The organism is Nocardiopsis sediminis, assembly GCF_042650565.1.
Classification (GTDB): Bacteria; Actinomycetota; Actinomycetes; order Streptosporangiales; family Streptosporangiaceae; genus Nocardiopsis_B; species Nocardiopsis_B sediminis.
Genome location: NZ_JBHSBH010000020.1, coordinates 1 through 26,292, shown reverse-complemented (window position 1 = coordinate 26,292; position 26,292 = coordinate 1). Strand labels below are relative to the sequence as shown.

Genomic DNA, 26,292 nt, shown 5'->3' with positions numbered 1-26,292 from the left:
GCAGAACGGAGACACGTGACCGAGTCACCGCTGTCGATGACCCTCGACCGGAACAGCCCGGTCCCGCTGTACTTCCAGGTCGCCCAGGAGATGGAGCAGCGCATCCGCACGGGGGCCCTGCCCGCCGGGACCCGCCTGGAGAACGAGATCCTCCTCGCCGACCGCCTCGGCCTGTCGCGGCCCACGCTGCGCCGCGCGATCGAGTACCTCGTCGACCGCGGGATGCTGGTGCGCAAGCGGGGGGTGGGAACGCAGGTCGTGACCCCGCGCGTGCGCCGCCCCGTCGAGCTGTCGAGCCTCTACGACGACCTCGCCCACGCCGGGCAGCGCCCGCGTACCGACGTCCTGGACCTCAGAGTGGAGCCCGCGTCCGACGCCGTCGCGGCGGCGCTGGAGGTCGCGCCGGGCACCGAGGTCTACACCCTCGAACGGCTGCGCTACGCGGGCGAAGAGCCTCTCGCGATCATGCACAACCACGTTCCGCTGGGCCTGGTGCGGCTGTCGGAGGACGCGCTCACCGAGAACGGCCTCTACAACCTGCTCCGGGCGGCCGGCGCGACCCTGAAGATCGCCTCCCAGGTCATCGGCGCCCGCGGCGCCACCGCCGGCGAGGCCCGCATCCTGGGCGAGGCCGACGGCGCCCCGCTGCTCACCATGGACCGCACGGTCTACGACGACACCGGCCGTGTCGTGGAGGCGGGCTCCCACGTCTACCGTGCGTCGCTGTACACCTTTGAACTGACGCTGACCAGCTGAGCGGACCCGAAGGGGTCAGCCTTCGTCCTCGTCCTCGTCATAGAGGTACTCGCTGTCGCCGTTCTCCAGGTCGTTGAACCCCAGGCGGAGCTCATCGGCGATGTCGAGGTAGCTGTCCCTGGGCTTGCGCACGCCCTTGGCCCAGGCCACGGGCAGCCACCCCGGCCCCATCAGCGGCTCCCGGAGCGCGGGGACGGCCGCGGCGATCGCGTCCCAGTCGAGTTCCAGGCCCTCGGGCCCCGCCTCGGCGAACTCCTCCAGGTCGTCCCCGTCCTCCACCGCCTCGTTCAGCCGGTGGATCTCCGCCTTCGCGGCCTCGTCCCCCGCCCCCGCCCGGTCGCGAAGGTCGTAGAGGTGCGCCAGGGTCGGCAGCGCCGCGGCCGGGTTCCAGTCGAAGTCCTCCGTGACCGTCGAGAACAGCTCGTCCCACGCATCGTCGTCGCCCTCCTTGCGGCCGCCGTCGAGCACCCGCGCGAGCGTCCGGTCGAGGCGTTCGTCGCCGGTGCGCAGGAAGGGGTGGAGGTCGATGCCCTGGACGATCTCGCCGTTCTGCACCACCCACAGGTGCAGCAGCGCCCCGTACCACATGATGAGGTAGGGGTCGGCGCCGTTGCGCTCGTCGAACCCCTCGCGCAGGGCCTTCAGATCCGTGTACGCGTGGATGTCCCCCTGCCGCGCACCGCCCGGCGAAACCGAGAACTCCAGCAGGTAGCAGCTCGCCCGCTTCTCAGCGGGGGCATCGGGTCCGGCCTGTCCCATTCGGCGCCACCTTCCACGGCACGTCCGGGGCGATCGCCCCGATCAGGCCGGAAATGTAGCAGAGGGAGCGGACAGTCAGGAGGGTCAGATCACCTCCCGCGGCGCTCCCTAGGCGCACAGTGCCGCAGCCCCCGCTGCCTGCGCCCCTGGCGGCGGCGCGGGAGCGCGTCGCGGGCCAGGTCGGCGACGCCGATCACCCCGGCTTCGTTGCCCAGCTCGGCGGCGGCAACCCGCGCCTCGGGGCGGTAGCCGCGGCCGGTGAGGGCGCGGCGGAAGGAACGGCGCGCGGGCTCCAGGAGCAGGTCGCCGCACTCGGAGACCCCGCCGCCGATGATGAACAGCTCGGGGTCGAACGCCGCGGCCAGGTTGGCCAGCCCCACGCCCAGCCAGGTCCCCGCGTCCTCCAGCAGCTCGATGCAGGCACGGTCGCCCTTTGCGGCGAGCTCGCTGACGAGCGTCCCGGTGATGAGCGACGCGTCGCCGCCCACCGCCTGGATCAGGGGGCGCGCCACCGGGGAGTCGGCGGCGACCAGCTCGCGCGCCTCGCGGGTGACCGAGTGCCCGCTCGCGTACTGCTCCCAGCAGCCGCGGTTGCCGCACTCGCAGCGGTGGCCGTTGGGCACGACCGTCATGTGCCCGAACTCCCCCGCGATCCCGTGGCGGCCCCGGTAGAGCCGGCCGTCGATCACGACGGCCCCGCCGATGCCGGTGCCGAGGTTGACCACGACGGCGTCGCAGGTGTTGCGGCCCGCGCCGACGCAGACCTCGGCCCAGGCCGAGGCGTTGGCGTCGTTCTCCACCACGACCGGCAGGCCCAGGCGGGTCCGCAGCGCGTCGCGCAGCGGTTCGCGCCGCCAGGCCAGGTGGGGGGCGAAGAGCACGTTGGCGCGGCGCTCGTCGACGAACCCGGCCGCGGCGACGCCGACCGCGCTGACCGCGTACTCGGCGCGCAGCTCCTCGACGAGCCCGGCGATGGTGTCCTCGACCACCTTGGGGCTCTTGCTCTTGTCGGGGGTCTCGGTGCGGCGGCGCGCGAGCACCCGGCCGGTCGGGGTGACCACCCCGGCCGCCACCTTGGTGCCGCCGATGTCGATGCCGATGGCGAGCCCTCGCGGCTGCCGTGCGGTCACTGTGGTCCCCGTCGTGTGCGCTGCCATAGCCTGCCCACTCTAATCGAGCGCTCTCAGGGCATCACGGCGGGCTCTCAGGGCATCACGGAGCGGCCGGCGACCTGACGGCCGCCGGCGGGCCCGGGTCGGCCGCGGCCCTTTCCGCGGGGCCGGCGTCGAGGTCGTGCCGGCCGGCGATGGCCTCCTGGAACCGGATCTTGGCCCGGATCAGCGGGCGGCGCACCCGCTCGTCGCGCCGTTGCGCCTGGAGCAGCTTGGTCGACCCCTCGGGGTAGTACCAGCGCGCCCACGGCGATCCGGGCACCGCGAGCCGCAGCGCCGCGATCACCGAGATGGCGGGGACGAACACCCCCGTGATCCCGGTCCAGATCTTGCCCTTGAGCAGGCTCAGGACCGACCCGGCCAGGTTGACGAGGGCCAGGGCGACCAGGCCGAGTGCAGCGGGGCCGCCGCCGGGGCCGGCGGCGCGCACCTCGTCCCAGCCGAACGGGCGGAACCCGGTGAGCAGCAGGCCGGTGAGCGCGATCGCCACGAACACGGCGTCGACGGAGGTGCGGCCCTGCTCGGTCCAGTAGACGTCGCGCAGGTGCAGGATGAGCGCGAACTCATCGAGGACGAGCGCCGCGCCCAGCCCGAACAGCGCGGCGGCCACGACGATCGGGGCGCCGTCGCGGTCGGTGATCAGCAGCGCGGAGACCCCGCCGAGCAGCATGAGCGCCACGCCGAAGACGACGTGGTGGATGTGCAGGCCGCCGGGCCGCACGTTCCCCGGCCACCAGCGGACGCGGGCGCGGATCAGCCGGACGCTGACCCGGATGAAGAGGAACCCCACGACGAACGCGACGAAGAAGCTGAACAGCGGCAGGCGGTCGGCGTCGACGACGTACAAGCCGAACCAGTCGTGCCACCCGTCCATAGGAATCTCCCGAACCGACCGAGCCGTGAGCAAGAGCACGATTATGCACCGTGCGCACTAAAGACGCGGTTCGGACGGCGGAAATTCCTGACGGGCCCCCAATGCACCTGAAGCACCTGAACGCCCCCGGCGCCGTTCGGCGGCCGGGGGCCCGGGAAATGGGTCGGATCGTCCGACCGCTACGGGGACGACACAGGGGCCGCGGGGATCACCAGGTCGGGCGCCGGGTCCGGCAGGGGCTGCTCATAGGGGAAGCGGGTGGCTCCCAAGGCGGGTTCGAGGTCGAAGAGCCACGACGCCTTCTCGTCGTACTTGGCGAAGAAGGGCTTGCCGACCAGTTCGGGGTCGCGGGCCTGGATGAAGCGGAGGACGAAGACCTTCTCCCCCGCGATCTCGGCGGTGCCGTCGACGCAGACCTTGCCCGGGGTGGCCGACATCGACGGGCCGCGCACGGTGCGGGCCAGGCCCGACACCTTGGTGTAGGCGCCGCGGAAGACCTCATAGGCCCGGGCCAGCGGGACCGCGAAGTAGTCCTGCGGGCCGGTGTCGCGCTCGACGAACATGTAGTACGGCACCATGCCGTGGCGCACGTGGGTGCGCCACATGCTCTCCCAGGTGGCCGAGTCGTCGTTGATGGTGCGGATGAGCGGGGCCTGCGTGCGGATGACCGCCCCGGTGGCGCGGATGCGGCGCACCGCGTCGTGGACGAGGGTGGGCGCCATCTCGTTGGGGTGCGAGAAGTGCGCCATGAACGCGAGGTTCTTGCCGGATTCCACGACCCGTTCGAACAGCCGCAGGGTGTCGTCGGCATCGGGGTCGGTGGTGAAGCGCTGCGGCCAGTACGCCAGCGACTTGGTGCCGATCCGGATGGACTCCAGCGTGTCCACCGCCAGAAGCGGCTCGATGTAGCGCGCCAGGACGCCCCCGCCCATGATCATCGGGTCGCCGCCCGTGAACAGGACGCTGGTGACCTCGGGGTGGGCGTGGAGGTAGCGGACGAGGTGGTCGATCTCACTGGAGGCGAACTTGAGGTCGGGTTCGCCGACGAACTGCGCCCATCGGAAGCAGTAGGTGCAGTAGGCGTGGCAGGTCTGGCCCTGCTTGGGGAAGAACAGAACGGTCTCGGCGTACTTGTGCTGCATGCCCTCGAGCGGGTCGGATGCGCCGATCTTGGGGACGTTCAGGTCCATCTGGCCCGCCGGGTGCGGGTTGAGCTTCGCCCGGACACGGTTGGCGGCGTCGTTCAGTTCCTTCCGCGGCGCGTCTTGGCGCAGCAGGTCGGCGATCCTCGCCACGTCGCTTTTCGGCAGCATGTCGGCCTGTGGGAAGACGAGCCGGTAGATCGGATCGTCGGGGGCGGCGTCCCAGTCGATCAGCTCGTCGATGACGTAGCTGTTGACCCGGAACGGAAGCACCGATGCCACCGCACGGACCGCAAGGCGCTCATCGGCGCCGAGACCGGCCCGAGCGGTCAACTCGTCCAGGTGCTTGGTCGTGTAGGCACGAAACCGGCGCCCTGTGGACGGGGTCGGTGCCGCGTCGTGCGTCAAGCTCACGCGTCTCCCTTCATGAAGTCGACGGGCCGCCCGGCGGGGGTGGTGCGGGCAGCCCTGACCCGGCGGATCCGGCGTGTTCACACGCCGAACGTCCGCCTCTGACGTGAACAATGCGGTTATGCCGCCGGAGCGGAGGGTGATCCCTGCCCCGGCCAGCACACGGACGTACCCCATTTGCGGCGTTTCTATCCACATCACCGCATGTTGTGACCTGGTACGTCACCTTCGGGGGCCTGATCGCCCCACCGTCCGGGCGCTGGCAGGACACCGGCCCCGGGAGGCATAGCCTGGCCGGAGGACAGGGGTCCGGACAGGGGGCCGGAGCACCCGCGACACCCGGCGCCCCGCCCCCGACCACCCCGGCGAGAGCGAGGACACCACGTGAGCGGCCAACCCCAGGCGAAGAAGCGGTCCGCGGCGGCGGCCCCGCCGGTGATCGCGCTCGACGCCATGGGCGGCGACAACGCCCCCGGGGAGGTCGTCAAGGGCGCCGTGCTCGCCGTCCGCGAGCACGGCCTGCGCCCCGTTCTCATCGGCCGCTCACCCGAGGTCAACGCCCTGCTCGCCCAGGAGGACGCCACCGGCCTGATCCCCGTCGTGCACGCCGAGGACGCCCTCGCCATGCACGAGGGCGCGCTGACCAGCTGGCGGCGCCCCCGCTCCAGCGTCGCGATGGCGTGCAAGCTGATCCGGCAGGGCGACGCGTCCGCGCTCGTGTCGGCCGGCTCCACCGGCGGCGTCGTGGCCACCTCGACCGTGCGGCTGCGCACCCAGCCCGGTGTGCTCCGGGCCGCCCTCGCCGTGGTCCTGCCCACCCACCCGCGCCCCACGATCCTGCTCGACGCCGGCGCCAACGCCGACGCCAAGCCCGAGATGCTCGTGCAGTTCGCCCACCTCGGCGCCGCCTATGCGCAGACGGCCCACGGCGTGGCCGCGCCGCGCGTGGGCATCCTCACCATCGGCGCGGAGCCGGGCAAGGGCAACCGCCTGGCGCGCAAGGCGTCCGAGCTGCTCACGGCGACCTCGGCCGAAGCGGGCACGCCCCCGCTGGACTTCCGCGGCAACATCGAGGGCCACGACCTGCTCGCGGGCGAGGTGGACGTGGTGGTCACCGACGGCTTCACCGGCAACGTCGCGCTGAAATCCGTCGAGGGCGCGGTGCGGTTCGCGTTCGAGGCGGTCACCGATGCGCTCACCTCCAGCCGGATCGCCAAGGCGGGCGCGCTGCTCCAGCGCAGATCCCTGCGCGAGCTGCGGACCCGCCTCGACAGCGAGACCTACGGCGGCGCGGTGCTGCTCGGGCTCAACGGCACGGTGGTGATCGCCCACGGCTCCAGCAGCGCCAACGGGATCGCCCGCGCCTGCCTGCTCGCCCACGAACTCGCCGGCGGCCGCATCGTCGAACAGGTCCGCCGCCGCCTCGGCGCCACCACCCGCCCGGCCGGCTGGCTGCACCGCCTCAGCCAGAGCGACGAATAGCCGGAGAGCGGGCGACGGGCCCCGAGACACCGGACACCCCGGGGCCCGCCCTCAGGGATACTGGCCCGATGCGCCGCCCTCCCCGCAGCCCCGCCGCGGTGTCCCGGCCGCACCGGGTCCTCGCCCTCCTGCTCACCTTCACCGCCCTGGCGGCGACCGTGCTGGCGGGCACGGCCACCGCCCGGTCGTTCACCCCCTCGCCCCTCGACCGCGACGGCCCCGAGGTGGCCGCCGATGCGCTCCCCCGGCTGGCGTTCGTACGGGCGCGGCTGGACGACGGCGCCGGGGAGCGGATGCAGCGGCTGTTCCCGGAGGGGTACCTGTTCACCCACGTCCTCTACGGCCTGAGCCGGGTGAACACCGGCATGCTCGACCCCGGCCTGCGCGGCGACGCCCTCGCCGAAGCCCGCTGGGCGCTGGAGCAGGCCGAGTCCGCCGTCGGCCGGGCCCCCTTCCCGGCCGACGCCGCCCCCGCCTACGGCGTCTTCCACGCCGGGTGGACGGCGTGGCTGCGCGGGCGGATCGTGGAACTGGCGGGCGGCCCCGATGCCGCCCCCGACGAGGCGCGGGAGCTGTCCGCCGCCGCCGAGGAGCTGCGCGCCGCCTTCGACGCCGCCCTGGACGACGGCACGCCCTACCTCATGGCCTACCCCGGCGCGGCCTGGCCGGTCGACAGCGTCGTGGGCATCGCCGCACTCCGCCTCGACGACCGGCTGCGCGGCGACGACGCCCACGCCGGCACCATCGACCGTTGGAGCGCCGCCGTGCGCGACCGGCTCGACCCCGCCACCGGGCTGATCCCCCACAGCGCCGACCCCGCCACCGGCGCCCCGCTCGAAGGCGCGCGCGGCAGCTCGCAGTCGCTGCTGCTGCGCTTCCTCGCCGAGGTCGACCGGGAATGGGCCGCCGCCGACCACCGGGTGTTCCGCACGACGTTCGCGTCCACCGTCGCCATGGCGCCCGGGACACGCGAATTCCCTCAAGGCGACGGCTCCCCGGGGGACGTCGACTCCGGGCCGCTCATCCTCGGGCTCTCGGCATCGGCGAGCACCGTGGCGCTGGGCGACGCCGTCCTGTTCGGCGACGCCGCCTCGGCCCGGGCGCTGACGGGGCTGGCCGAGGCGAGCGGCGTTCCGGTCGAGGCCGGCGGTCAGCGCCGCTACCTGGGCGGGGTGCTGCCGGTGGGCGACGCGTTCCTGGTGTGGTCGCTGACCGCCGGAGGCGAGGCGGCCGCCGCCCGGGACGCCACGGCGCCCGGCGGAGAGGGCCCCTCACCCGCGTGGCGGGTGCCGTGGCTGCTGCTGACCGGCACCGCGATGGCACTGCTGTGGTGGCCCGCGGTCCGCGCGCTCCACCGGGGGTGGCGTCATCGCAGCTCAGGCACTGCCGGTAGGGCGATGTCGGTAGGCTGAGGCCATGGCCGACCCGCAGGAAATTCTCTCGCAACGGGTCCAGTCCGCGCTCGGCGCCGCGTTCGGTGCCGACCACGCCGAGACCGACCCCGTCATCCGCCCCTCCCAATTCGCCGACTACCAGGCCAACGTGGCGCTGCCGCTGGCCAAGCGGCTCGGCCGAAAGCCGCGCGACGTCGCCGCCGAGGTCGTCGCGCGCCTGGATCTGGCGGACGTGTGCCGAGAGGTCGAGATCAGCGGCCCCGGCTTCATCAACATGACCCTGCGCGACGACTGGGTCGCCGCGCAGGCCCAGGCGGTCCTGGCCGACCCCCGGCTCGGGGTCCCCCGGCCGCCGTCGCAGACCGTCCCGATCGACTACTCCGCGCCGAACGTCGCCAAGGAGATGCACGTCGGCCACCTGCGCACCACGGTCGTGGGCGACGCCCTGGCGCGCACCCTGGAGTTCCTCGGGCACGACGTCATCCGCCAGAACCACATCGGCGACTGGGGGACCCCCTTCGGGATGCTCATCGAGCACCTGCTGGAGGTGGGCGAGGACTCCGCCGACGCCGGGCTGCTGAAGACCGACCCCAACGCCTTCTACCAGGCGGCCAAGGCGAAGTTCGACGCATCGGAGGACTTCGCGGCCCGGTCCCGCAAGCGCGTGGTGGCGCTCCAGGGCGGCGATACCGACACCCTGCGCCTGTGGCAGGAGCTGATCGACCTCTCCAAGATCTACTTCAACAAGATCTACACCAAGCTCGACGTCACCCTCACCGACGCCGACCTCGCCGGGGAGAGCACCTACAACGACGCCCTCGCCGAGGTCTGCGACGCGCTGGAGGACTCCGGCATCGCCGTGCTGAGCGAGGGCGCGCTGTGCGTGTTCCTCGACGGCTTCACCGGCCGCGAGGGCAAGCCGGTGCCGCTCATCGTCCGCAAGAGCGACGGCGGCTACAACTACGCCACCACCGACCTCGCCACCGTCCGCCACCGGGTCGACGACCTCGGCGCCGACCGCATCATCTACGTGGTGGGCGCGCCGCAGGCCACCCACTTCCAGATGATGTGGGCCACGGCGCGCGCCGCCGGGTGGCTGCCGCCGCGGGTCGAGACCGTCCACGTCCAGATCGGCAACGTCCTCGGGTCCGACGGCAAGATCCTGCGCACGCGCAGCGGGCAGCCGATCCGGCTGATGGCGCTGCTCGACGAGGCGGTCGAGCGGGCGCAGAAGGTGGTCGACACCAACCGCCCCGACCTCGACGACGCCACGCGCGCCGCGATCGCGCACGACGTCGGCATCGGCGCGGTGAAGTACGCCGACCTGTCGGTGTCGCACGACACCGAGTACGTCTTCGACTTCGACCGCATGCTGGCGCTCACCGGCAACACCGGGCCCTACCTCCAGTACGCCACGGCGCGGATCAAGTCGATCTTCCGCACCGGCGGGATCGACCCCCAGGACGCGGCCGGCCCGATCGCGGTCACCGAGCCCGCAGAGCGGGCGCTCGCTCTGGCGCTGCTGGGGTTCGGCCCCACGGTCGCGCAGGTGGGCGAGGTCCTGGAGCCGCACCGGCTGTGCGGGTACCTGTTCGACCTGGCGCAGGCGTTCACGGCGTTCTACGAGCACTGCCCGGTGCTCGCCGCCGGCGACCCCGCGGTGCGCGACTCCCGCCTGGCGCTGACCGCGGCGACGCTGCGCACCCTGGTCCAGGGCCTGGACCTGCTGGGGGTGCGCTCCCCCGACCAGATGTGACATCGGGGAGGGTGTTCACGCGAGGAAGGGGCGCTCCACGGGGCGCCCCTTCTCCATATCGCGCATTTCCTGCCGGACGGTGGCACGGCGCGCTCCCTAGTGGAGCGCCCCTCAGGGGGTCGCGCTCGCGCTGCGCGGCCCGCGGGGCCAGTCGTCAGGGTCGTCGTCCGTGGGATCGGGATCCGGCTCCGGGCCGGGATCGCTCGGCTCGGGCCCCGTGGGTTCGGGGTCGGGCGGCTCGGCGGTCGGCCGCCCCGTGGGCCGGGGGTCCTCGCGGTCGTCGTCGCCCTGGTCGCCGGTCGGTTCGGGCTCGGGCTCCGGGGCGGGGTCGTCGGCCCCTCCGTCGTCCGCGGGCGGCTGCTCCTCCGGGGCGGCCGGGGGAGCCCCAGGCCGCACCTGGGCGGCGCCACTGGCGCCGGGTTCGGGCGGGACCGGCGACGCGCCCCCGCCGTCGGTGGTGGGCGTGGCCCCCTGCCAATCGGCGGGGGGCGGGTCACCTGCGCGTACTTCTTCGGTGCCCCCGGCCAGGTCCATACCGACCAGGGTGACTCCGCCGACCACGGCGAGCCCGGCCACCAGGCCGCCTACGACCATGGTCCGCCGGCGCTTGCGCTGCCGCTGCTGTTTTCGCCGGTCGCTCCGTGATAAGCCGTCCGGCCGTCGTTGGTCTCCACTCATTCGGGTCGCTGACTACTCGTGGGGTCGACCCGGTCCGCGCGGCTCCGTGCGGGGCCGGTGGGGGCGGCCGGGTCGTCGGTCAGACGTCCGGTGTGGGGGCGGCACGGCGGACGTATCTCAGCTGAACGGTAGATGACGGTGCGTTCCATGACACCCCGGCCGCCGCGGCGCATCGCCGTCAACCCCCGGAGAGCAGGGCTTCCGGACACGCGGATGTGACGCACTCAACACTGTAAGGCGCCCGAAAGCCCCTTTTCATCGGCCCGCGATAGGTGTTGTCGCTCACTCTCGTGTACAAGGAGCGATCAGCCATGACTTCTGTGCCCCCGCGGCGCGGCGACGCCATCGGGCCGGCGCCGGGGACCTGGCACCTCGACCCGGTCCACTCGTGCATCATCTTCGTGGCGCACTACCTGCGGTTCGGCCGCGTCCAGGGCACGTTCGGGGACGCCCAGGGCCTGGTGCGGGTCGCCGAGCACCCCGCCGATTCCAAGGTCGACGTCACGATCCGCACGGCGGCGCTCAACACCGGCGTCCGGGCGCGCGACGACCACCTGCGCTCGCCGGACTTCCTCGACGCCGAGCGCTTCCCGGAGATCCACTTCACCGGAACGGGCCTGGAGCCCGGGCGGGCGCGCACCGCCTTCCGGCTCCACGGTGACCTCACCGTCCACGGCACCACGCTTCCGGTCACCCTGGACTGCCAGTGGGCCGGCGAAGCCCCCGACTACGCCAGCCCCGGCGACACGCACGGGCACTTCTTCGCCGCGACCACGCAGATCAGCCTCGCGGCGTTCGGAGTGGGCGACGGCGGCCCCCTGCCGTGGGGCGGACGGCTGGTGGGCGACACCGTCGACGTCGTCCTGGAGGTGCGGTTGCAGGACACCGATCCCATCGGCTTCCTGCGACGGATCGGGCACGTGGGTCAAGGGGCCGCGATCGACTCCCCCACCGGCGGTGGGTTCGACTGATGGTCCAAGCCCGGAGCAGGGGGCGGGACGGTGAAAGGGAGGGTGCGGTACGGCGGGCCGCCGCCGCGCTGGAAGCGGTGGCGGGAGAGGCTGTCCGGGATCAGGCGGGGCAGAAGATCCACCAGCAGTCGTCCTCCGGGGGATCCGGCACCTCCTCGCCGGGGTCCTCGGGCGACTCCGGGGCGCTCGGCGTGCCCGGGTCCTCGGGCGTCTCGCCGCCTCCGGGGCTCTCGGGCTCCTCCGGCCGCGGCGGCTGCGTTGTCTCCTCCTCGGCCGGCGGGGACTCGGCTTCGGGGGTGTCCTCGGGGACGGCGGCCGACTCGACCGGCTCGATCGAGGGCAGCTCAGAGGGGGAGGGCTCCGCCGACGGCGACGGGCTGAGCGACGGCGAGGGGGACGCCGAGGGGGAGGTCTCGGGGATGTCCGGGCGGTCCATCGTCTCGGGGGGCTCCGGGCGCTCCGCCGCCTCGAACGGGCCCGTGCCCTGGGCGAAGGAGGTGATGACGACCGTCAGGGCGACGAGCGCGCCCAGGCCCGCGAACAAGATCACCGCCATCCGGCCGCGCTTCTTGGCCCGCTCCTCGCGCCGCCGGGCCATCCGGGACTGGCCGTCGTCGTTCGGGTCGTCGTCGTAGTCGTCGTCGTACTTGTCGTCCCTATCGTCGTACTTGTCGTCGTATCGGTCGTCCACAGGGGGGAAGTCGTGCTCGGCGGTCTCATCGCGGAGCTGATCCTCGTGGATCTCTTCCGGTGACTCGTCCTTCATCGGGGATGTCCTTCAGCAGGCAGGACGCCACGGGGGTAGGGCGTTCACCAGGGGCGTCCCGACTCTCATGGGCAGTGAACCCTGACACCCCATACCGGACGAGCCGCCGTGTCAAACGCGAAACACTGCCAATCGTCACAAAACCCGAGATCAGGCCTTTGCGATTGCCTCTTCGATCTCCGCACGCCCCGGCATCGAGGAGCTCGCGCCGAGACGCTGCACCGACAGCGCCGACGCCGCGGCGGCGAAGCGCAGGGCGTCCTCGGGCGCGCGGCCCTCGGCGCGCGCGACGGCGAAGGCGCCGCAGAACGTGTCGCCCGCCGCCGTGGTGTCGACCGCCTCGACCCGCGGAGCGGGCACGTGGACGGGGTCCGCACCGCGGCGGCCGTAGAGGGAGCCGTCCGCGCCGAGGGTGATGATCGCCTCGGGCACCAGCTTCAGCAGCTCCGCCAGAGCGGCGCGGGGCTCGCGCTCGCCGGTGATCGCGGCGGCCTCGTGCTGATTGGGGACCAGCAGGTCGACGAGGCCGATCAGCTCGGCGGGCAGCTCGCGGGCGGGTGCCGGGGTCAGCACGGTCGGCACGCCCGCCTCACGGCCGGCCCGCGCCGCGGCGATGACCCCCTCCATCGGCAGTTCGAGCTGGAGCAGCAGCGCCGCGCTGCCCTCCAGCAGCCGGCGGTCGCGCTCGCTCACGTCGGTCATCGCGGCGTTGGCGCCGGCGATGACGATGATGGAGTTCGCCCCGGTGCTCTCGACCACGATGTGCGCCACGCCGGAGGCGCCAGGCACGGTGCGCATCTCCGACACCTCGATCCCGGTCTCGACGAGGTTGGTGCGCAGCTGCGTGCCGAAGGCGTCGTCGCCGACGGCGCCGAAGAAGGCGACGTCACCCCCGGCCCGCGCCGCGGCCACCGCCTGGTTGGCCCCCTTGCCGCCGGGGACCTGCGCGAACCGGCTGCCCGAAACGGTCTCGCCGCTGGCGGGGGCGGTGTCGACGTAGGCGACGAGGTCCATGTTGATACTGCCGAATACCGCGATGCGCGGCGACGTTGTCGAAGTCACGTGCCGAGAGTACCGATGCAGCCCAGCCCGGGGCCCTCAGGCGCCCCGCGCCCCGTCGAGCTCCACGATCACCGGTGCGTGGTCGGACGCGCCCTTGCCCTTGCGCTCCTGGCGGTCGATCATCGCGCCCGAGACCCGCGAGGCCAGCGCGGGCGAAGCGAGGACGAAGTCGATCCGCATCCCCTTCTTCTTCGGGAAGGAGAGCTGCTGGTAGTCCCAGAAGGTGTAGACCCCGGGGCCGGGGGTGTGCGGCCGGACGACGTCGGCGAACCCGGCGTCGACGACGGCGCCGAACGCCTCGCGCTCGGCCTTGGTCACGTGGGTCTTGCCCTCGAACACCGCCATGTCCCAGACGTCGTCGTCCTGCGGGGCGACGTTGAAGTCGCCGCAGAGCGCGACCTGCGCGGCGGGGTCGTCGGCGAGGCGGCCGGCACCGAAGGCGCGCAGCCGGTCGAGCCAGCGGAGCTTGTAGGCGTAGTGCGGGTCGTCGATCTCGCGGCCGTTGGGCACGTAGAGGCTCCAGACCTCCACCCCGCCGCAGACGGCGCCGATGGCGCGGGCCTCGGGCGCCTCGGGGTCGCCCCAGCCGGGCTGGTCGGGGAAGCCCACGCGGACGTCCTCCAGGCCGACCCGGGAGAGCAGTGCCACACCGTTCCACTGCGACAGCCCGTGGTGGGCGACCTCGTAGCCGAGGCCGGTGAACAGCTCGGTGGGGAACTGGTCGTCGCGCGCCTTGGTCTCCTGGATGGCGACGACGTCGACGTCGCTGCGCTCGACCCACCCCGCCACGCGCTCGGCGCGCGCCCGGACACTGTTCACATTCCACGTCGCGATTCGCACACTGCAAGGCTATCGCCCTGCCGGGGGGCCGGGGCCGGTGCCGGACACCCCCACTCCGCGGCACCGGCGCGTGAGCCGGAGCGCGTGGGGGGTAGAACTATGTTCGTGAGCGAGGCCTCGGTGTGGCCGTCCTCCACACCGAGGCCTCGTCACACGACCCGCGGCCGTACAGTCGGCCACTGGTGCCGCCATCCGTGAGATGAGCGCGGATCGGCTTCGGTTCGCTGTGATCGGCGGGAAATTTCCCCAGAGGGCCCGGAGAGCCCCGGACTCAGCGATTTCTCAGCGGATGCTCGGTGTCGTCCCAGCATGGACCGGCATCGTGGGCTCTGGACCGCGCACGCAGGCCGTCACGCCCCTCCCCGGGGGCCGACACCAGGACGTGCGCCGTCCGGGCCGCGCCGGGTGGGGGCGGATCCGGACACACGGCACCGCACGCGCCGCGCTGGGTTGCGCCGAGCCGCGGCGGTGCCGAAGGGACGGCGGGCATGGGGCGCTCCGCCGTCCCTTGTCTTTCCCCCGCCGGCGAGGGCCGGGGGCCGGCGGAACGGGGTCGGGCCCCTCCGGCGGTCTGCGGCATCATGGAGGGCCCGGCCAGGCGGCCCCTGGATCCCGACCGAGGTGAGAGATGACCGAGACCGCGACACGCCCCCATGTGCTCGTGATCGACGACGAACCCAATATCCGGGATCTGGTGCAGGCCGCACTGCGCTTCCACGGTTTCAGCGTGACCACCGCCGAGACCGGCGGTGAAGGCCTCGGGCTGGCCCGCGAGCGCCGCCCCGACCTCATCCTGCTCGACGTGCTGCTCCCCGACGTCACGGGCTTCGACGTCTGCCGGCGGCTGCGCGATTCCGGCAACGACGTCCCGGTGATCTACCTCACCGCCCGCGACACCCCCTCCGACACCGTCACGGGTCTGTCGCTGGGCGGCGACGACTATGTCACCAAGCCGTTCTCCGTCGAGGCGCTGATCGCCCGCATCCACGCGCTGCTGCGCCGCGCCCGCCGCGACGAGCACGCGGCCGACTCCGCCCGCGACGAGCACGGGGTGCTGCGCGTGGCCGACCTGGAGCTCAACGAGCGCACGTGGACGGTGCGCCGCGGCGGCGTCCCCATCGAGCTGTCGCCGACCGAGTTCCGGCTGCTGGCCTACCTGATGAGCAACGCCGGGCAGGTGCTGACCCGCGCCCAGTTACTGGAGAACGTGTGGGGCTGGGACTACGCCGGCCAGTCGCAGATCGTCGAGACCTACGTCAGCTACCTGCGGCGCAAGCTCGACCCCCTCGGTCCCGCGCTGATCCACACGCAGCGGGGGGTGGGCTACGCCCTCCGGATCCGGGACAGCGCCTAGATGCTCCACGGCAGGCTGCGCTCACGGCTGCTCGTCGGCCTGCTCGCGGTGACCGGCGCGGGCCTGCTGGTCACCTGCGTGGTGGGGTTCGTGACGCTGCGCACCTTCATCACCGACCGCATCGACGCCCAGCTGGTCCTGGCCGCCGAGCGCGCCATGGTCCGGCTCGACAACGACACCCCGCCGGTGGGCATCGACGCCCCCAGCCCCTCCCCGTACTTCGTGGTGCTGCTGGACCCGGACACCGGTGAGGTCGCCCAGGTCTACGGCGACACCGACCGCGAGGACGTCGTCCTGGAACGGCTGGCCGCCCTGCCGCTCACCGAGCTGGAGGCCTACGGGCGCAGCGGGGAGATCTTCGAGCTGGACGGTCCGGAGGACGGCGTCTCCCCGCACCGGACGACGGTGCGGCTGCGCCCCGAGGCCGTCATGGTCACCGGTGTGCCGGCCAGCGACCGGGAGCAGTACTCCTGGCAGCTCGTCCTCACCCAGCTCATCACGGCCGGGCTGCTGCTGGGCGGGCTGACGCTGGCCGGGCGGTGGCTGATCGTGCGCGGGCTGGAGCCCCTGGGGCGGATGGCGACCGCGGCCAACCGGATCAGCGTCGGCTCCGACATGTCGGTGCGGATGCCGGGGTCGGAGTCGCACAGCGAGGTGGGCCGGCTGGCGTCGGCCATCAACACGATGCTGCGCCGGATCGAGCTCGCCTTCGCCGCACAGCGGGAGTCCGAGGAGCGGGTCCGCTCGTTCGCCGCCGACGCCTCCCACGAGCTGCGGACCCCGCTGACCACCATCCGCGGCTACGCGGAGCTCTACCGGCAGGGGGCCATCCCCGACGGCGAGCTGCCCGAGGCGATGCGCCGCATCGAGAACGAGGCCGAGCGGATGAGCCGGCTCGTCGCCGAGCTGCTCGAACTCGCGCGCTTGGACCGCAACGGGTCCTTGCAGCTCGCCGACGCCGACCTGGCGCTGGTGGTGCGCGAGATGGTGGCCGACGCACGCGCCGTCGAGCCGGGCCGCCCCATCGCGCTCGAGGCGCCCGAGCGGCTGCCGTGCCGCGCCGATGAGGCGCGGTTCCGGCAGATCCTGGCCAACCTGCTCGCCAACGTCGGCGAGCACACCCCCGAGGGCACGTCGGCGACGGTGCGGCTGCGCGCCGAGGACGGCTCCGCAGTACTGGAGGTGGCCGACGACGGCCCGGGCATGGGGGCTGAGGACCTGCGGCGCGCCTTCGACCGCTTCCACCGCGGCAACCGCGCCCCCGGCGGCGGCAGCGGGCTGGGCCTGGCCATCGTCCACGCGATCGCGACCGCCCACGGCGGAGCAGTGGGCATCGAGTCCGCCCCGGGAGCGGGCACCACGGTGACGGTACGGCTTCCCCAGGGCCCCGCGGATCCCGCGCTCACCGGCCAGTGACCGGCACCGGTCCGACCAGAGGACACGGCCCGGAACGGCCCGCGCCCACCGGCCGACGACGAGCACCGCCCGGCGCGCCTCCGCCCGTCCGGGCGCGGCATCGGAAAGGATTCAGGGGTTGTTCCCCGCCGCAGGGCACCACTACCATGCCTGGAATCACGCCGCGCCATGCTCTTCCGCTCCCTCGTGCACCGCATCCGCGGGCCCCGGTGGCCGCGGCCGATCCCTCCCTTCCGAGGAGACCCCCTCGTGCATCCCCACGCCTCGGCCGACCACGGCCCTGAGGGCACTGACGCGGTCCCGCCCGCCACTTCCCACCCCGGCCCCGCCCCCTCCGAGCCGCTGAGCGACTACGACATCCCGCGCGGCGCCGAGATCGTCCCCGGTCCCGGACCGGCCCCCCATCGCGGGAGACGCCGGGCGGTGCTGACCGTCGCGGGCGCCGCCGTGGTCGCCTTCCTGGGCTTCGGGCTGGTCGCGGTCACCGCCGGCGGTGGCGGCGCCGGTGCGCCCAATGCCGAGACCGAATCCGGCTCCGAGACCGAGGGCCTGCGGTCGTCCACGGTCTCCGACCCCTCGCCCACACCCGAGGACGCCGGCACCCCGGAGGAACCGGAGCCCGAGCCCGAGCGGACCCCCGAACCGCAGGCGCCCGCGCAGCTGCCGCCCGACACGGTCGCACCGCCGGTCGCCTCGCCGTCCCCGGAACCGCCCGCCGCCGAGCCCGAGGCCCCGGAGGACGGCGCCCCCGGGTCCGGTGACTCCTTCGAGGAGTTCACCGAGGAACAGATCCGCGAGGCGTGGGAGGAGTGGCTGCGGGAGAACGGGGGCGGCTGACGCCCCCGCTCTCCCGCAGCAGGATTGGCGCATGCGGCCCGGCGGCGATAAATTCATACTCATGTACGAAACAGCGCCGCCGCCTCCCCATCCCCGGCGCGACGCCACGCTCTCCACGGCGCAGGCGCGCCGGATCGCGCTGGCCGCGCAGGGGTTCGCCGACCGCGCCCCCTCGGGGCCGGCCACGGCACGCCACCTGCAACGGGTCGTCGACCGTGTCGGGGTCATCCAGATCGACAGCGTGAACGTCCTCTCCCGCAGCCAGTACCTGCCGGTCTTCGCGCGCCTCGGCACCTACGACACCGCGCTGCTCGACCGCGCCGCCACCCGGCGCGGCGGGCGGCTGGTGGAGTACTGGGCGCACGAGGCCAGCCTGATCCCGCCCGGCACCCACCGGCTGCTGCGCTGGCGCATGGCGAGCGCCCGCAGCGAGACCGGCGGGCACCGGCGGCGGATCGCCGAGGAGCGCCCGGACCTCGTCGCCGCGGTCCTCGCCGAGGTCGAGCGGGGCGGCCCGGCCACCGCGCGCGAGATCGAGGCCGCGCTCGAACACGACGCCCCCCGCACCAAGGAGCACTGGGGCTGGAACTGGTCGCTGGTCAAGCAGGCGCTGGAGTTCCTGTTCTGGGCCGGCGATGTCACGACCGACGGCCGCAACCGGCAGTTCGAGCGCCGCTACGACCTCGTGGAACGGGTCCTGCCCCCGCACGTGCACAACGCACCCGACCCCACCCCCGACGACGCCCACCGCGACCTCATCGCGATCTCGGCCCGCGCGCACGGCGTCGGCACCGAGCAGTGCCTGCGCGACTACTTCCGGCTCGGGGCCGCCCCCGCCCGGCAGGCCATCGGCGAGCTGGTCGACAGCGGCGAGCTGGTGCCCGTGACCGTCGAGGGCTGGGAGCGCCCCGCCTACCTGCACCACGATGCCCGCGTCCCGCGGCGCGTCGAGGCGCGCGCCCTGCTGAGCCCGTTCGATTCGCTGATCTGGGAACGCGACCGCACCGAGGCGCTGTTCGGGTTCCGTTACCGGCTGGAGATCTACGTCCCCGCTCCGAAGCGCGTGCACGGGTACTACGTGTTGCCGTTCCTGCTCGGCGACCGCCTCGTCGCCCGGGTGGACCTGAAGTCCGACCGCTCCACCGGGCGCCTGCTCGTCCAGCGGACCACGCTGGAGGACACCGCGCCGCCCGACACCCTCGAGGCCCTCGGCGAGGAGCTGCGGGCCATGGCGGCATGGCTCGGGCTGCCGGCGGGGGTCCACACGCAGCGCGCGTAGGGACGCGCCCCCTCTCCCAGCGGTCCATGGCGGTCCATCCGGTAAACCGGACCCGCGCACGGAACGTCCTGAAGAGCGACGACTCGGCACGGACCGCTTCCCGCGTGGAAGCGGATTGTAAGCACCCCGCCAGTAGGCTTGATCGCGCCCCCAGTCCCAGGCAGCGCCGCTCCCATCCCCCCGCTGCCGACTCCGCGATGCCTGTGACCCATCGCCGTCACCGACGGGAATCAGCGTGCTGAGAATTCATTTCACTCGGCAGACACCGGAAAAGATCCATATCGCCCGCGAACCCGACGCGATGTGGGAGGTCCTGCTGAGCCTGCACCTCCTCCAGGACCCCCACCCCGACCGGCTCGACGGCTGGCGCCGGCGGGTCGGCGACCTGCTGACACCGCAGATGCGCCTCCTGGCCGAGATCGCCCCGCCCTGGGGCTACTCCCCCGACTTCCTCACGCCGCTGCCCAACGCCGGTTCCCTCGACGAAGGGCTCGACGCGGTGCTGTCGACCCCGCCGGCGCGGGCGCGCGGCGAGCTGGCGATCGTCCAGCGGCAGCAGGCGGTCTCCCCCGCGATCCGCGACCTCGCCCTGGGCGGCAAGGACGGGCTGGTCCCGCTGGCCGATGCCGTGCGCTCCTACGCCGAGGTGGCGCTGCGCCCCGAGTGGGAGACCGCCACCGCCGCCGTCGAGGCCGGCCTGGTGCTCTCCGGCCCCGCACCGGGCAGCATGCCGGGGGCGCGGCCCGACCTGCCCGCGGCCCTGCGCCACCTGGCGCGCTGGCGCGGGACGTCGATCCTGGAGATCGCCTACCCCTACGACCGCGAGATCCGCCTTTCCGGGCGCGAGCTGCGGCTGATCCCCTCGTACTTCTGTAGGAGGCACCCCATCGCTCTGCGAGACCCACGGCTCCCGCCGATCGTCGTGTACCCGATCACCCCGCCGCACACGCCGCCCCATCTGAAGGAACGCGAGCCCGGTTCGCGCAAGGCCCTGGCGAAGCTCCTTGGCAGCACGCGCGCCGCCGCGCTGGAGGTCATCGCCGAGGGCTGCACCACCAGCGAGCTGTCGGAGCGGCTGGGGATCTCCAACGCCTCGGCCAGCGAGCACGCCTCGGTCCTGCGCAGCGCGGGGCTCACCTACAGCAACCGGACGCGCAACACCGTGCACCACACGGCGACCCAGCTCGGGCGGCACCTGCTGCACCGCAGCGGGGTGCTGCTCTGACCGGCACAACCGCCCGCCGCACGGCGACACGGCTCGAGCGACGGCTCCCCCACCCCGGCGCCGGTGTGCTGCTCTGACCGCGTTCCCGTGAGATCCGGGCGCCGCGCCGGGCCGCGCCCTGCCCTCCGGTACCGCCGCGGCCCCGGCACGCCCTCTGTCCGGCGTTTTTCGGCCACAGCCGAAAGTCGTTGCGGGGGTTGACGGCCCCGAAGTACGTTCTTCCCCGGAACCAGCGCAGGACCAGCGCAAACCCGGCGTACGCCGGAACCGGACGAGGGGAGTCCGGAGCGCGGGTCCAGCGGTGTCCTCGGCCGGCGCGGGAGCGGCGCCGCCGAGGGCCCCGCGGACCGGTGGCCCTCGGCCGCCGGCGAACCTCCCCCCGCAGATTCGTTCCGGATCGGCCCCCGGGTGGCCGTCCGGACGGGCCCGTCGACGGTGCGGCCGACGGGCGATGGTCACCCGGAACTGGATGGGGGCGTTCCGGCACCGTGGGGGGTGCCGGAGCGCTCTTTCCCTGTCGGCCCGATCAGCCCTGCCGGGCTTGTCGGCCCTGTCGGCCCGTGGCGGGGCGGGACGGGGCCGGCCCTCAGACCCGCTCGATGATGGTGACGTTGGCCTGTCCGCCGCCCTCGCACATCGTCTGGAGCCCGTACCGGCCGCCGCTGCGGTGCAGCTCGTGGACCAGCTTGGTCATCAGGATGGCGCCGGTGGCGCCCAGGGGGTGGCCCAGCGCGATCGCGCCGCCGTTGGGGTTGGTCGCGGCGGGATCCGCGCCCAGTTCTTCGATCCAGGCGAGCGGGACCGGCGCGAACGCCTCGTTGATCTCGGTGACGTCGATGTCGCCGATGCCGAGCCCGGCCTTCTTCAGCGCCAGGCGGGTCGCCGGGATGGGCGCGGTGAGCATGTAGACGGGGTCGTCGCCCACGAGGGACAGCTGGACGATGCGGGCCAGCGGGGTCAGCCCGTGCTCGCGGACCGCGCGCTCGGAGGCGATGAGGACCGCTCCGGCGCCGATGGAGATCTGGCTCGCCACCGCGGCGGTGAGCGCCCAGCCCTCGCGCAGGGGCGCCAGCCCGGCCATCTTCTCGAGCGTGGTGTCGGCGCGCACGCCCTCGTCCCGGGAGACCCCCGCGATCGGGGCGATCTCCTTGTCGAAGTACCCGGCGTCGCGTGCGGCGGCGGCCCGCTGGTGGCTGGTGAGGGCGTAGTGCTCCAGGTCCTCGCGGCTGTAGCCCCACTTCTCGGCCATGAGCTGGGCGCCGCGGAACTGGGAGATCTCCTGGGTCCCGTAGCGCTCCGTCCAGCCGTCGCCGAACAGCGCGAGCCCGTTGTCGATGGCGAACTGGGCATTGGCGCCCATCGGGACCATGCCCATGTTCTCCACGCCGGAGGCCAGGACGAGGTCCTGGGTGCCGGACATGACGCCCTGCGCGGCGAAGTGCACGGCCTGCTGGGAGGAGCCGCACTGGCGGTCGATGGTGACGCCGGGGGTGGTCTCGGGCAGCCCGGCCGACAGCCACGCGGTGCGCGCGAGGTCGAGGGCCTGCGGGCCGACCTGGCTCACGCAGCCCATGATGACGTCCTCGACGGCGGCGGGGTCCACCCCCGTCCGTTCGACGACCTCCTTCATGACGTGGGCGCCGAGGTCCGCGGGGTGCACGGCGGCCAGCGCGCCCTTCCTGGTTCCGACCGGGGTGCGTACCGCACCGACGATGAATGCCTCAGCCACGGTGTCCTCCAGGGGCCGGGAACGAACGAACTTGTGAACCGAACGATATTCGGTTCTGGTCGGGAGGCAAGACAGCGGGCTGCTTTTCGGCGACAATCGGGCCCATGTTCCTGGAGAAGGTCGGCAAGCGCTACGACCGGCACGGCCCGTGGATCATCAGCGATGTCACCCTCGCGGTCCCCGAGGCCGCCGTCGTCCGGATCGAGGGGACCAACGGCCGCGGGAAATCGACGCTGCTGAAGGTGCTCGCCGGGATCAGCCGGCCCACCGCGGGCCGGGTCACCGGCCGCCCGCCCACCGCCTACGTGCCCGAGCGGTTCCCGCCCGACCTGCCGTTCCACACGGTCGGCTACCTGCACCGAGTCGGCCGGATCCACGGGCTGACGCGCAGGGAGTCCGCTCGCCGCTCCGCCCTGTGGATCGACCGCCTCGGGCTGTCGGGGCACGCCCGCGTGCCGCTGAAGCGGCTGTCCAAGGGCACTTCGCAGAAGGTGGCCGTGGCCCAGGCGCTCATGGCGGAGCCGGGGCTACTCGTCCTGGACGAGGCGTGGACCGGCTTGGACCAGGCGGCCCGGGGGAGCCTGGACGACGCCGTGCTGGAGCTGGCCCGCAGCGGGGGCCGGGTGGTCTTCGTGGACCACGACCCGGCGCGGCTGGCCGGCCGGGTGACGGCGGTCCACCGGATCGTCGACGGGAGCCTGGCGCCGGCGGAACCCCCGGCCGCGGAGGACCCCGGGCCGCGCGTGCACATCGAGGTCGACACGCCCCACGGGGCGGCGCTGCCGTCCGGCCTGCCCGGTGCGCCCTCGGCTGAGCCCGTCGCCCCGGGCCGGACGCGCCTCACCGTCGCCGAGCGCCACTCCGACGCCCTCCTGCGCCATCTGCTCGGCCTGCGGCATCCGCCCGTGCACATCCGCTCCCTGAACGAAGGGGACCGGCCCGCATGACCACACCCGCGGCCCACCACCCCCGGGCCGCCGCCCTCCCGCGCCACCACCTCGACCCACGGCACCCGCCGGTGCACACCCGCTCCGCGAACGAAGGGGACCGGCCCGCATGACCACACCCGCGGCCCACCACCCCCGGGCCGCCGCCCTCCCGCGCCACCACCTCGACCCACGGCACCCGCCAGTACACACCCGCCCCATGAACACCCACGACCTCAGGGACCCCCGATGACCGCGCTCGTCGCCTACCGCCTGGGGCTGCTGTTCCGCTCGGCACGCTGGCTGCCGCCGTTCCTGCTGTGGGCGGCGATCGTGGCGATCGGCAGTGTCCCGGGACAGCCGCTCGCCGAGGTGATCGCCTACAACTGCATGGCGCTGGTGCCCTCCTGCGCCTGGATCGCCCGCGTCCTGCTGCTCGCCGAGCCCGATGCGGCCCGGGCGATCCTGGTCGCCGCGCGCGGACCGGTCCGGGTCCACCTGGGGGCGCTGGTCGCGGCCGTGGCCGTCGGAGCTGGGCTGGCGCTCCTGGGCATCGGCTCGGCCGCGGTCACCATCCGCTTCGCCGACCCGTCGCTGGCATCGGCCGCGGAGTGGACCGGGCTGCTGGCTGCGGGCGCGGTCACCGGCCTGGTGTGCGTCCTGGTGGGCGTGGCCATCGGCGCCGCCTGCACCACCCCGCTGGAGGGCCGCCCCGGCGTCGCGATCCCGGCGACCGGCATCGTCGCCGTCATCGCGCTGGTGGCCTCCGGCTCGCCGGCGCAGGCGGCGGTGACCGGCGTCGCGGAGGCGCCGAGCCCCGAGGCGAGCGGCGCCGTGCTCACCGCCCTGGCCGCCGCGGTCGTCCTCGCCTCGGCCACGGCGGCCGCGACCGCGTGGTGGACCCGCTCCCGCGCCTGACCTGCCCAAACCCCCGCTCCCGCCCCGCCTCCGCTGACCGGTTCGGGCCATCGATGATTGCGGATCGTGACGGGGGAATGACCATGATCACGACAGCAGCATCCCCTCTTGAGAAGGAGGTCAGCGACGTGGGGCGACACGGCGACCAGGACAAGGGCGAAGACCAGGGTGCCGGGACACCGGCGGAATGGGACGGCCAGTCCGGCGCCGACCACGGGGGCGGCGGTGAGAAGGTCGGCAGGGACGACGGCAAGTGACCTCACCTGAAGAGCGCTCGGCCACGCTCGCGCGGCGGCTGCGCAAGCGGGGCATCCTCACCGGCGCCTGGGAACAGGCGTTCGCGGGGGTGCCCCGCCACGCCTTCCTCCCCGATGAGATCTGGGCCCCGGAGGCGGGCGCCCCCGGGCGGATGGTGCCCGTCGGCCGTGACGACCCGTACTGGATGGACAGCGCCTACGACGACGTCGCCGTGGCCACCCAGGTCGACGACGGCCGCCCTTCGGGCCGGCACGGCCGCGGCCGGACGGTGACCAGCTCGGTGAGCCAGCCGTCGCTGGTCATGGCGATGCTCAACGCAGCGGACCTCGCCGACGGCGCCCGCGTGCTGGAGATCGGGACGGGATCGGGGTACAACGCGGCGCTGCTGTCGGCGCGGCTGGGCTCGCACAATGTCACCTCGGTCGAGATCGATCCCCAGGTGGCCGGGCATGCCCGCGCGCGCCTGCTCGCCGCCGGGTGGGCCCCCCGCGTGGTGACGGGCGACGGCGCCCGCGGCGTCCCGGCGAACGCGCCCTACGACCGGGTCCTGGCGACGGTCGCGGCGAACACGATCCCCTACGCCTGGGTGGAGCAGACCGTTCCGGGCGGGCTGGTGGTGACGCCGTGGGGCACCCCGTATTCGAGCGCGGGCCTGCTGCGGCTGTCCGTGGGCGACGACGGCACCGCCGCGGGACAGGTGTCGGGCCGCGCGGGGTTCATGCTGCTGCGCTGCCAGCGCGCCCCGCTGGGCGGGTGGCGCCGCTACGTGGACACCTCCGCCTCCGCCGAGACCGAGGACTCCACCACCACGGTGGATCTGGGGGACCTGGTCGGCCTCGACGGCAACGCACGCTACGCGATCGGCATCCTGGTCCCCGAGCTGTACCAGGTGGAACAGCACGCCGACGACGGATCGGGCGAGTACACCCTCTGGCTCTTCGACGCCAACGGCTCCTGGGCCGCCGCCGACCACACCCCCGGCGCCAGGTCCTTCCGGGTCTCCCAGCACGGCCCCCGCGCCCTGTGGACCGAGGTGGAGGAGGCCTACCGATGGTGGACCACGGCAGGCCGCCCCGGCCGCGACCGCTTCGGCCTCACGGTCACCCCGGAGGGCCAGACCCCGTGGCTCGACACCCCGGCGACTCCGGTCACCCTCGACGGCTGACCGAAGCCCCGGAGCAGCGCACGACACGGCGGGTCCCGCCACGTGATCAACGAAGAATCGCCCCGCCGTCGGGACGTCATGGGAATCCGCCGACTTTCCGTACAGCTCGCCGTCCGATGAGGGGCTCTGCTGACGGGCTGGGCAGGATTCCCTCGGGCGGTCGTGAGGTCAGGGGTTCAAGCAGGCGGCGATGGCGGGTGGGGCCGGGGGTGGCGCAAACGGTCTAGGTGAGTGCTGGGCTGAGCTTCCGGCGGGCAGCGAGGGTCAGTGGTGGGGAAGGTCGGGCAGTCGTTGGGGCGGTGGCGGTGGGTTGCTCTTCAGACGGGCAGCGATGGCAGCGGGGACTTGGGCGAGGCGCGAATGCCTCGGGTGGTCGCAGGGTTGCGGTTCAGGCGGGCGGCGATGGCGGGTGGGGCCCGGGACGGCGGTGACGGTCCGGCTGGTGCGGTGGCTGGGGTTCGAGCAGGCGGCGACGGTGGGTGAGGGCCGGGTCGGGCGTGGATTCCTCGGGCGGTCAGGTTCAGACAGGCGGCGACGGCGGGTGAGGCCCGGGCGGGGCGCGGACGATCCGGGTGGGCCGGGGGCTGGGGTTACGGCGGGCAGCGACGGCGGTGAGGGTTGGGGTCGGGTGCAGATCCTCCGTCGTGCGGGGGTGAGGTTCAGGCCGGCAACGACGGCCGGTGGTGGGGGGAGGGGTTCGTGGTCGGGTGCCGGGTTTGCGGTGGTGGGGCCTGGTGCCGGGGTCCGGGGCTCGGGGGAGTCCTGCCTGTCCCGCGGGGCGCCGGGCTCTGGGCGGCCTCTCCCGCCCCCCGGAGCGCCCCGGATCTCTCCCATCGGGCGGCGGGTCCGTCGTCGTCCCGGTCCCGGTGCCCCCGACTTCCTATTTCCTACGGTGCCCGGGTCCCCCGGGATTCGGGGGCCTCCCGGGTCCCTCTGGCCTTTCGGGTCCTGCGGGTTCTCGGGGGGTTCGGGCCCCTCGGGGGTTCCTCCCTCTTCCCCCGGCCTCCCCGGTCCCTTCCCGGTCCTCTTCCCCCGGTCCCCCCTTCCCGGCTGGCGGTGGTCATGGGCCGGGGTAGGGGTCGCGGGTGGTGGTGTGGGTGCGGTTGTGGGGGGTGCGCCAGA

At 73.6% G+C, this 26,292-nt stretch carries 23 protein-coding genes; 14 read left to right on the top strand and 9 right to left on the bottom strand.

The annotated features are described in order from the left end of the window. The first annotated feature begins 15 nt into the window (after window positions 1-15). Window positions 16-756, top strand: a complete 741-nt coding sequence (locus ACFOVU_RS27835; RefSeq protein ID WP_378538363.1) for a GntR family transcriptional regulator — start codon at window positions 16-18, stop codon at window positions 754-756. 15 nt (window positions 757-771) lie between these two features. On the opposite strand, the gene ACFOVU_RS27830 is transcribed toward ACFOVU_RS27835, so the two are convergent. The 4 genes from ACFOVU_RS27830 to ACFOVU_RS27815 all read right to left on the bottom strand — a co-directional run bounded on the left by ACFOVU_RS27830 (window position 772) and on the right by ACFOVU_RS27815 (window position 5,117). Continuing rightward, window positions 772-1,515: a hypothetical protein gene (locus ACFOVU_RS27830; RefSeq protein WP_378538361.1), complete on the bottom strand. Its 744-nt coding sequence runs from the start codon at window positions 1,513-1,515 to the stop codon at window positions 772-774. Between the two features lie 89 nt (window positions 1,516-1,604). After that, window positions 1,605-2,672 carry an ROK family glucokinase gene (locus ACFOVU_RS27825; RefSeq protein ID WP_378538360.1) on the bottom strand — a complete coding sequence of 356 codons (1,068 nt, stop codon included), beginning with the start codon at window positions 2,670-2,672 and terminating at the stop codon, window positions 1,605-1,607. Window positions 2,673-2,727: 55 nt separating this feature from the next. Further along, window positions 2,728-3,561, bottom strand: a complete 834-nt coding sequence (locus ACFOVU_RS27820) for a hypothetical protein (protein WP_378538358.1) — start codon at window positions 3,559-3,561, stop codon at window positions 2,728-2,730. A 179-nt stretch (window positions 3,562-3,740) separates the two neighbouring features. Continuing rightward, window positions 3,741-5,117: a KamA family radical SAM protein gene (locus ACFOVU_RS27815; RefSeq protein ID WP_378538357.1), complete on the bottom strand. Its 1,377-nt coding sequence runs from the start codon at window positions 5,115-5,117 to the stop codon at window positions 3,741-3,743. Window positions 5,118-5,498: 381 nt separating this feature from the next. Here ACFOVU_RS27815 and plsX point away from each other — a divergent pair, with 381 nt between their 5' ends. The 3 genes from plsX (at window position 5,499) to argS (ending at window position 9,746) form a co-directional block, all read left to right on the top strand. Next, entirely contained in the window at window positions 5,499-6,596 is a 1,098-nt protein-coding gene (gene plsX, locus ACFOVU_RS27810) for a phosphate acyltransferase PlsX (RefSeq protein ID WP_378538356.1), read from the top strand. A gap of 68 nt (window positions 6,597-6,664) precedes the next feature. Then, window positions 6,665-8,008: a hypothetical protein gene (locus ACFOVU_RS27805; RefSeq protein ID WP_378538355.1), complete on the top strand. Its 1,344-nt coding sequence runs from the start codon at window positions 6,665-6,667 to the stop codon at window positions 8,006-8,008. Between the two features lie 4 nt (window positions 8,009-8,012). Further along, window positions 8,013-9,746: an arginine--tRNA ligase gene (argS, locus tag ACFOVU_RS27800; RefSeq protein ID WP_378538354.1), complete on the top strand. Its 1,734-nt coding sequence runs from the start codon at window positions 8,013-8,015 to the stop codon at window positions 9,744-9,746. 111 nt (window positions 9,747-9,857) lie between these two features. Here the strand turns inward: argS and ACFOVU_RS27795 are convergent, their stop codons facing one another. Further along, window positions 9,858-10,340: a hypothetical protein gene (locus ACFOVU_RS27795; protein WP_378538352.1), complete on the bottom strand. Its 483-nt coding sequence runs from the start codon at window positions 10,338-10,340 to the stop codon at window positions 9,858-9,860. 395 nt (window positions 10,341-10,735) lie between these two features. Here ACFOVU_RS27795 and ACFOVU_RS27790 point away from each other — a divergent pair, with 395 nt between their 5' ends. Beyond that, window positions 10,736-11,395 carry a YceI family protein gene (locus ACFOVU_RS27790; protein ID WP_378538350.1) on the top strand — a complete coding sequence of 220 codons (660 nt, stop codon included), beginning with the start codon at window positions 10,736-10,738 and terminating at the stop codon, window positions 11,393-11,395. 100 nt (window positions 11,396-11,495) lie between these two features. On the opposite strand, the gene ACFOVU_RS27785 is transcribed toward ACFOVU_RS27790, so the two are convergent. From ACFOVU_RS27785 to ACFOVU_RS27775, 3 genes are all read right to left on the bottom strand, one after another. Then, window positions 11,496-12,161: a hypothetical protein gene (locus tag ACFOVU_RS27785; RefSeq protein ID WP_378538349.1), complete on the bottom strand. Its 666-nt coding sequence runs from the start codon at window positions 12,159-12,161 to the stop codon at window positions 11,496-11,498. 150 nt (window positions 12,162-12,311) lie between these two features. Continuing rightward, a complete protein-coding gene (gene rbsK, locus ACFOVU_RS27780) occupies window positions 12,312-13,223 on the bottom strand; it encodes a ribokinase (protein ID WP_378538347.1) in 912 nt (303 codons plus the stop codon). A 36-nt stretch (window positions 13,224-13,259) separates the two neighbouring features. Then, window positions 13,260-14,063, bottom strand: coding sequence for an exodeoxyribonuclease III (locus ACFOVU_RS27775; protein ID WP_378538346.1), 804 nt, complete (start codon window positions 14,061-14,063; stop codon window positions 13,260-13,262). A gap of 628 nt (window positions 14,064-14,691) precedes the next feature. Between ACFOVU_RS27775 and ACFOVU_RS27770 the strand changes: the two genes are divergently transcribed. The 5 genes from ACFOVU_RS27770 to ACFOVU_RS27750 all read left to right on the top strand — a co-directional run bounded on the left by ACFOVU_RS27770 (window position 14,692) and on the right by ACFOVU_RS27750 (window position 20,174). Next, window positions 14,692-15,417: a response regulator transcription factor gene (locus ACFOVU_RS27770; protein ID WP_378538344.1), complete on the top strand. Its 726-nt coding sequence runs from the start codon at window positions 14,692-14,694 to the stop codon at window positions 15,415-15,417. Beyond that, a complete protein-coding gene (locus ACFOVU_RS27765; protein WP_378538343.1) occupies window positions 15,418-16,833 on the top strand; it encodes a sensor histidine kinase in 1,416 nt (471 codons plus the stop codon). 249 nt (window positions 16,834-17,082) lie between these two features. Continuing rightward, window positions 17,083-17,670: a hypothetical protein gene (locus ACFOVU_RS27760; protein ID WP_378538341.1), complete on the top strand. Its 588-nt coding sequence runs from the start codon at window positions 17,083-17,085 to the stop codon at window positions 17,668-17,670. A gap of 61 nt (window positions 17,671-17,731) precedes the next feature. Next, complete coding sequence (locus tag ACFOVU_RS27755; RefSeq protein ID WP_378538340.1) at window positions 17,732-18,949, top strand: winged helix-turn-helix domain-containing protein; 1,218 nt, start codon at window positions 17,732-17,734, stop codon at window positions 18,947-18,949. 301 nt (window positions 18,950-19,250) lie between these two features. After that, on the top strand, window positions 19,251-20,174 hold the full coding sequence (locus ACFOVU_RS27750; RefSeq protein ID WP_378538339.1) for an ArsR/SmtB family transcription factor: 924 nt from the start codon (window positions 19,251-19,253) through the stop codon (window positions 20,172-20,174). 586 nt (window positions 20,175-20,760) lie between these two features. On the opposite strand, the gene ACFOVU_RS27745 is transcribed toward ACFOVU_RS27750, so the two are convergent. Continuing rightward, window positions 20,761-21,903 carry an acetyl-CoA C-acetyltransferase gene (locus tag ACFOVU_RS27745; protein ID WP_378538337.1) on the bottom strand — a complete coding sequence of 381 codons (1,143 nt, stop codon included), beginning with the start codon at window positions 21,901-21,903 and terminating at the stop codon, window positions 20,761-20,763. A gap of 104 nt (window positions 21,904-22,007) precedes the next feature. Between ACFOVU_RS27745 and ACFOVU_RS27740 the strand changes: the two genes are divergently transcribed. The 4 genes from ACFOVU_RS27740 (at window position 22,008) to ACFOVU_RS27725 (ending at window position 25,170) form a co-directional block, all read left to right on the top strand. After that, window positions 22,008-22,850, top strand: coding sequence for an ATP-binding cassette domain-containing protein (locus tag ACFOVU_RS27740; RefSeq protein ID WP_378538336.1), 843 nt, complete (start codon window positions 22,008-22,010; stop codon window positions 22,848-22,850). A 228-nt stretch (window positions 22,851-23,078) separates the two neighbouring features. Continuing rightward, the gene (locus ACFOVU_RS27735) at window positions 23,079-23,747 is read left to right on the top strand and encodes a hypothetical protein (protein WP_378538334.1); all 669 of its coding nucleotides are present in this window, start codon (window positions 23,079-23,081) and stop codon (window positions 23,745-23,747) included. Window positions 23,748-23,830: 83 nt separating this feature from the next. Further along, window positions 23,831-24,004, top strand: a complete 174-nt coding sequence (locus tag ACFOVU_RS27730; RefSeq protein WP_378538332.1) for a hypothetical protein — start codon at window positions 23,831-23,833, stop codon at window positions 24,002-24,004. Further along, on the top strand, window positions 24,001-25,170 hold the full coding sequence (locus ACFOVU_RS27725; protein WP_378538331.1) for a methyltransferase domain-containing protein: 1,170 nt from the start codon (window positions 24,001-24,003) through the stop codon (window positions 25,168-25,170). The genes ACFOVU_RS27730 and ACFOVU_RS27725 overlap by 4 nt, the downstream gene beginning before the upstream one ends. Window positions 25,171-26,292: the final 1,122 nt, after the last annotated feature.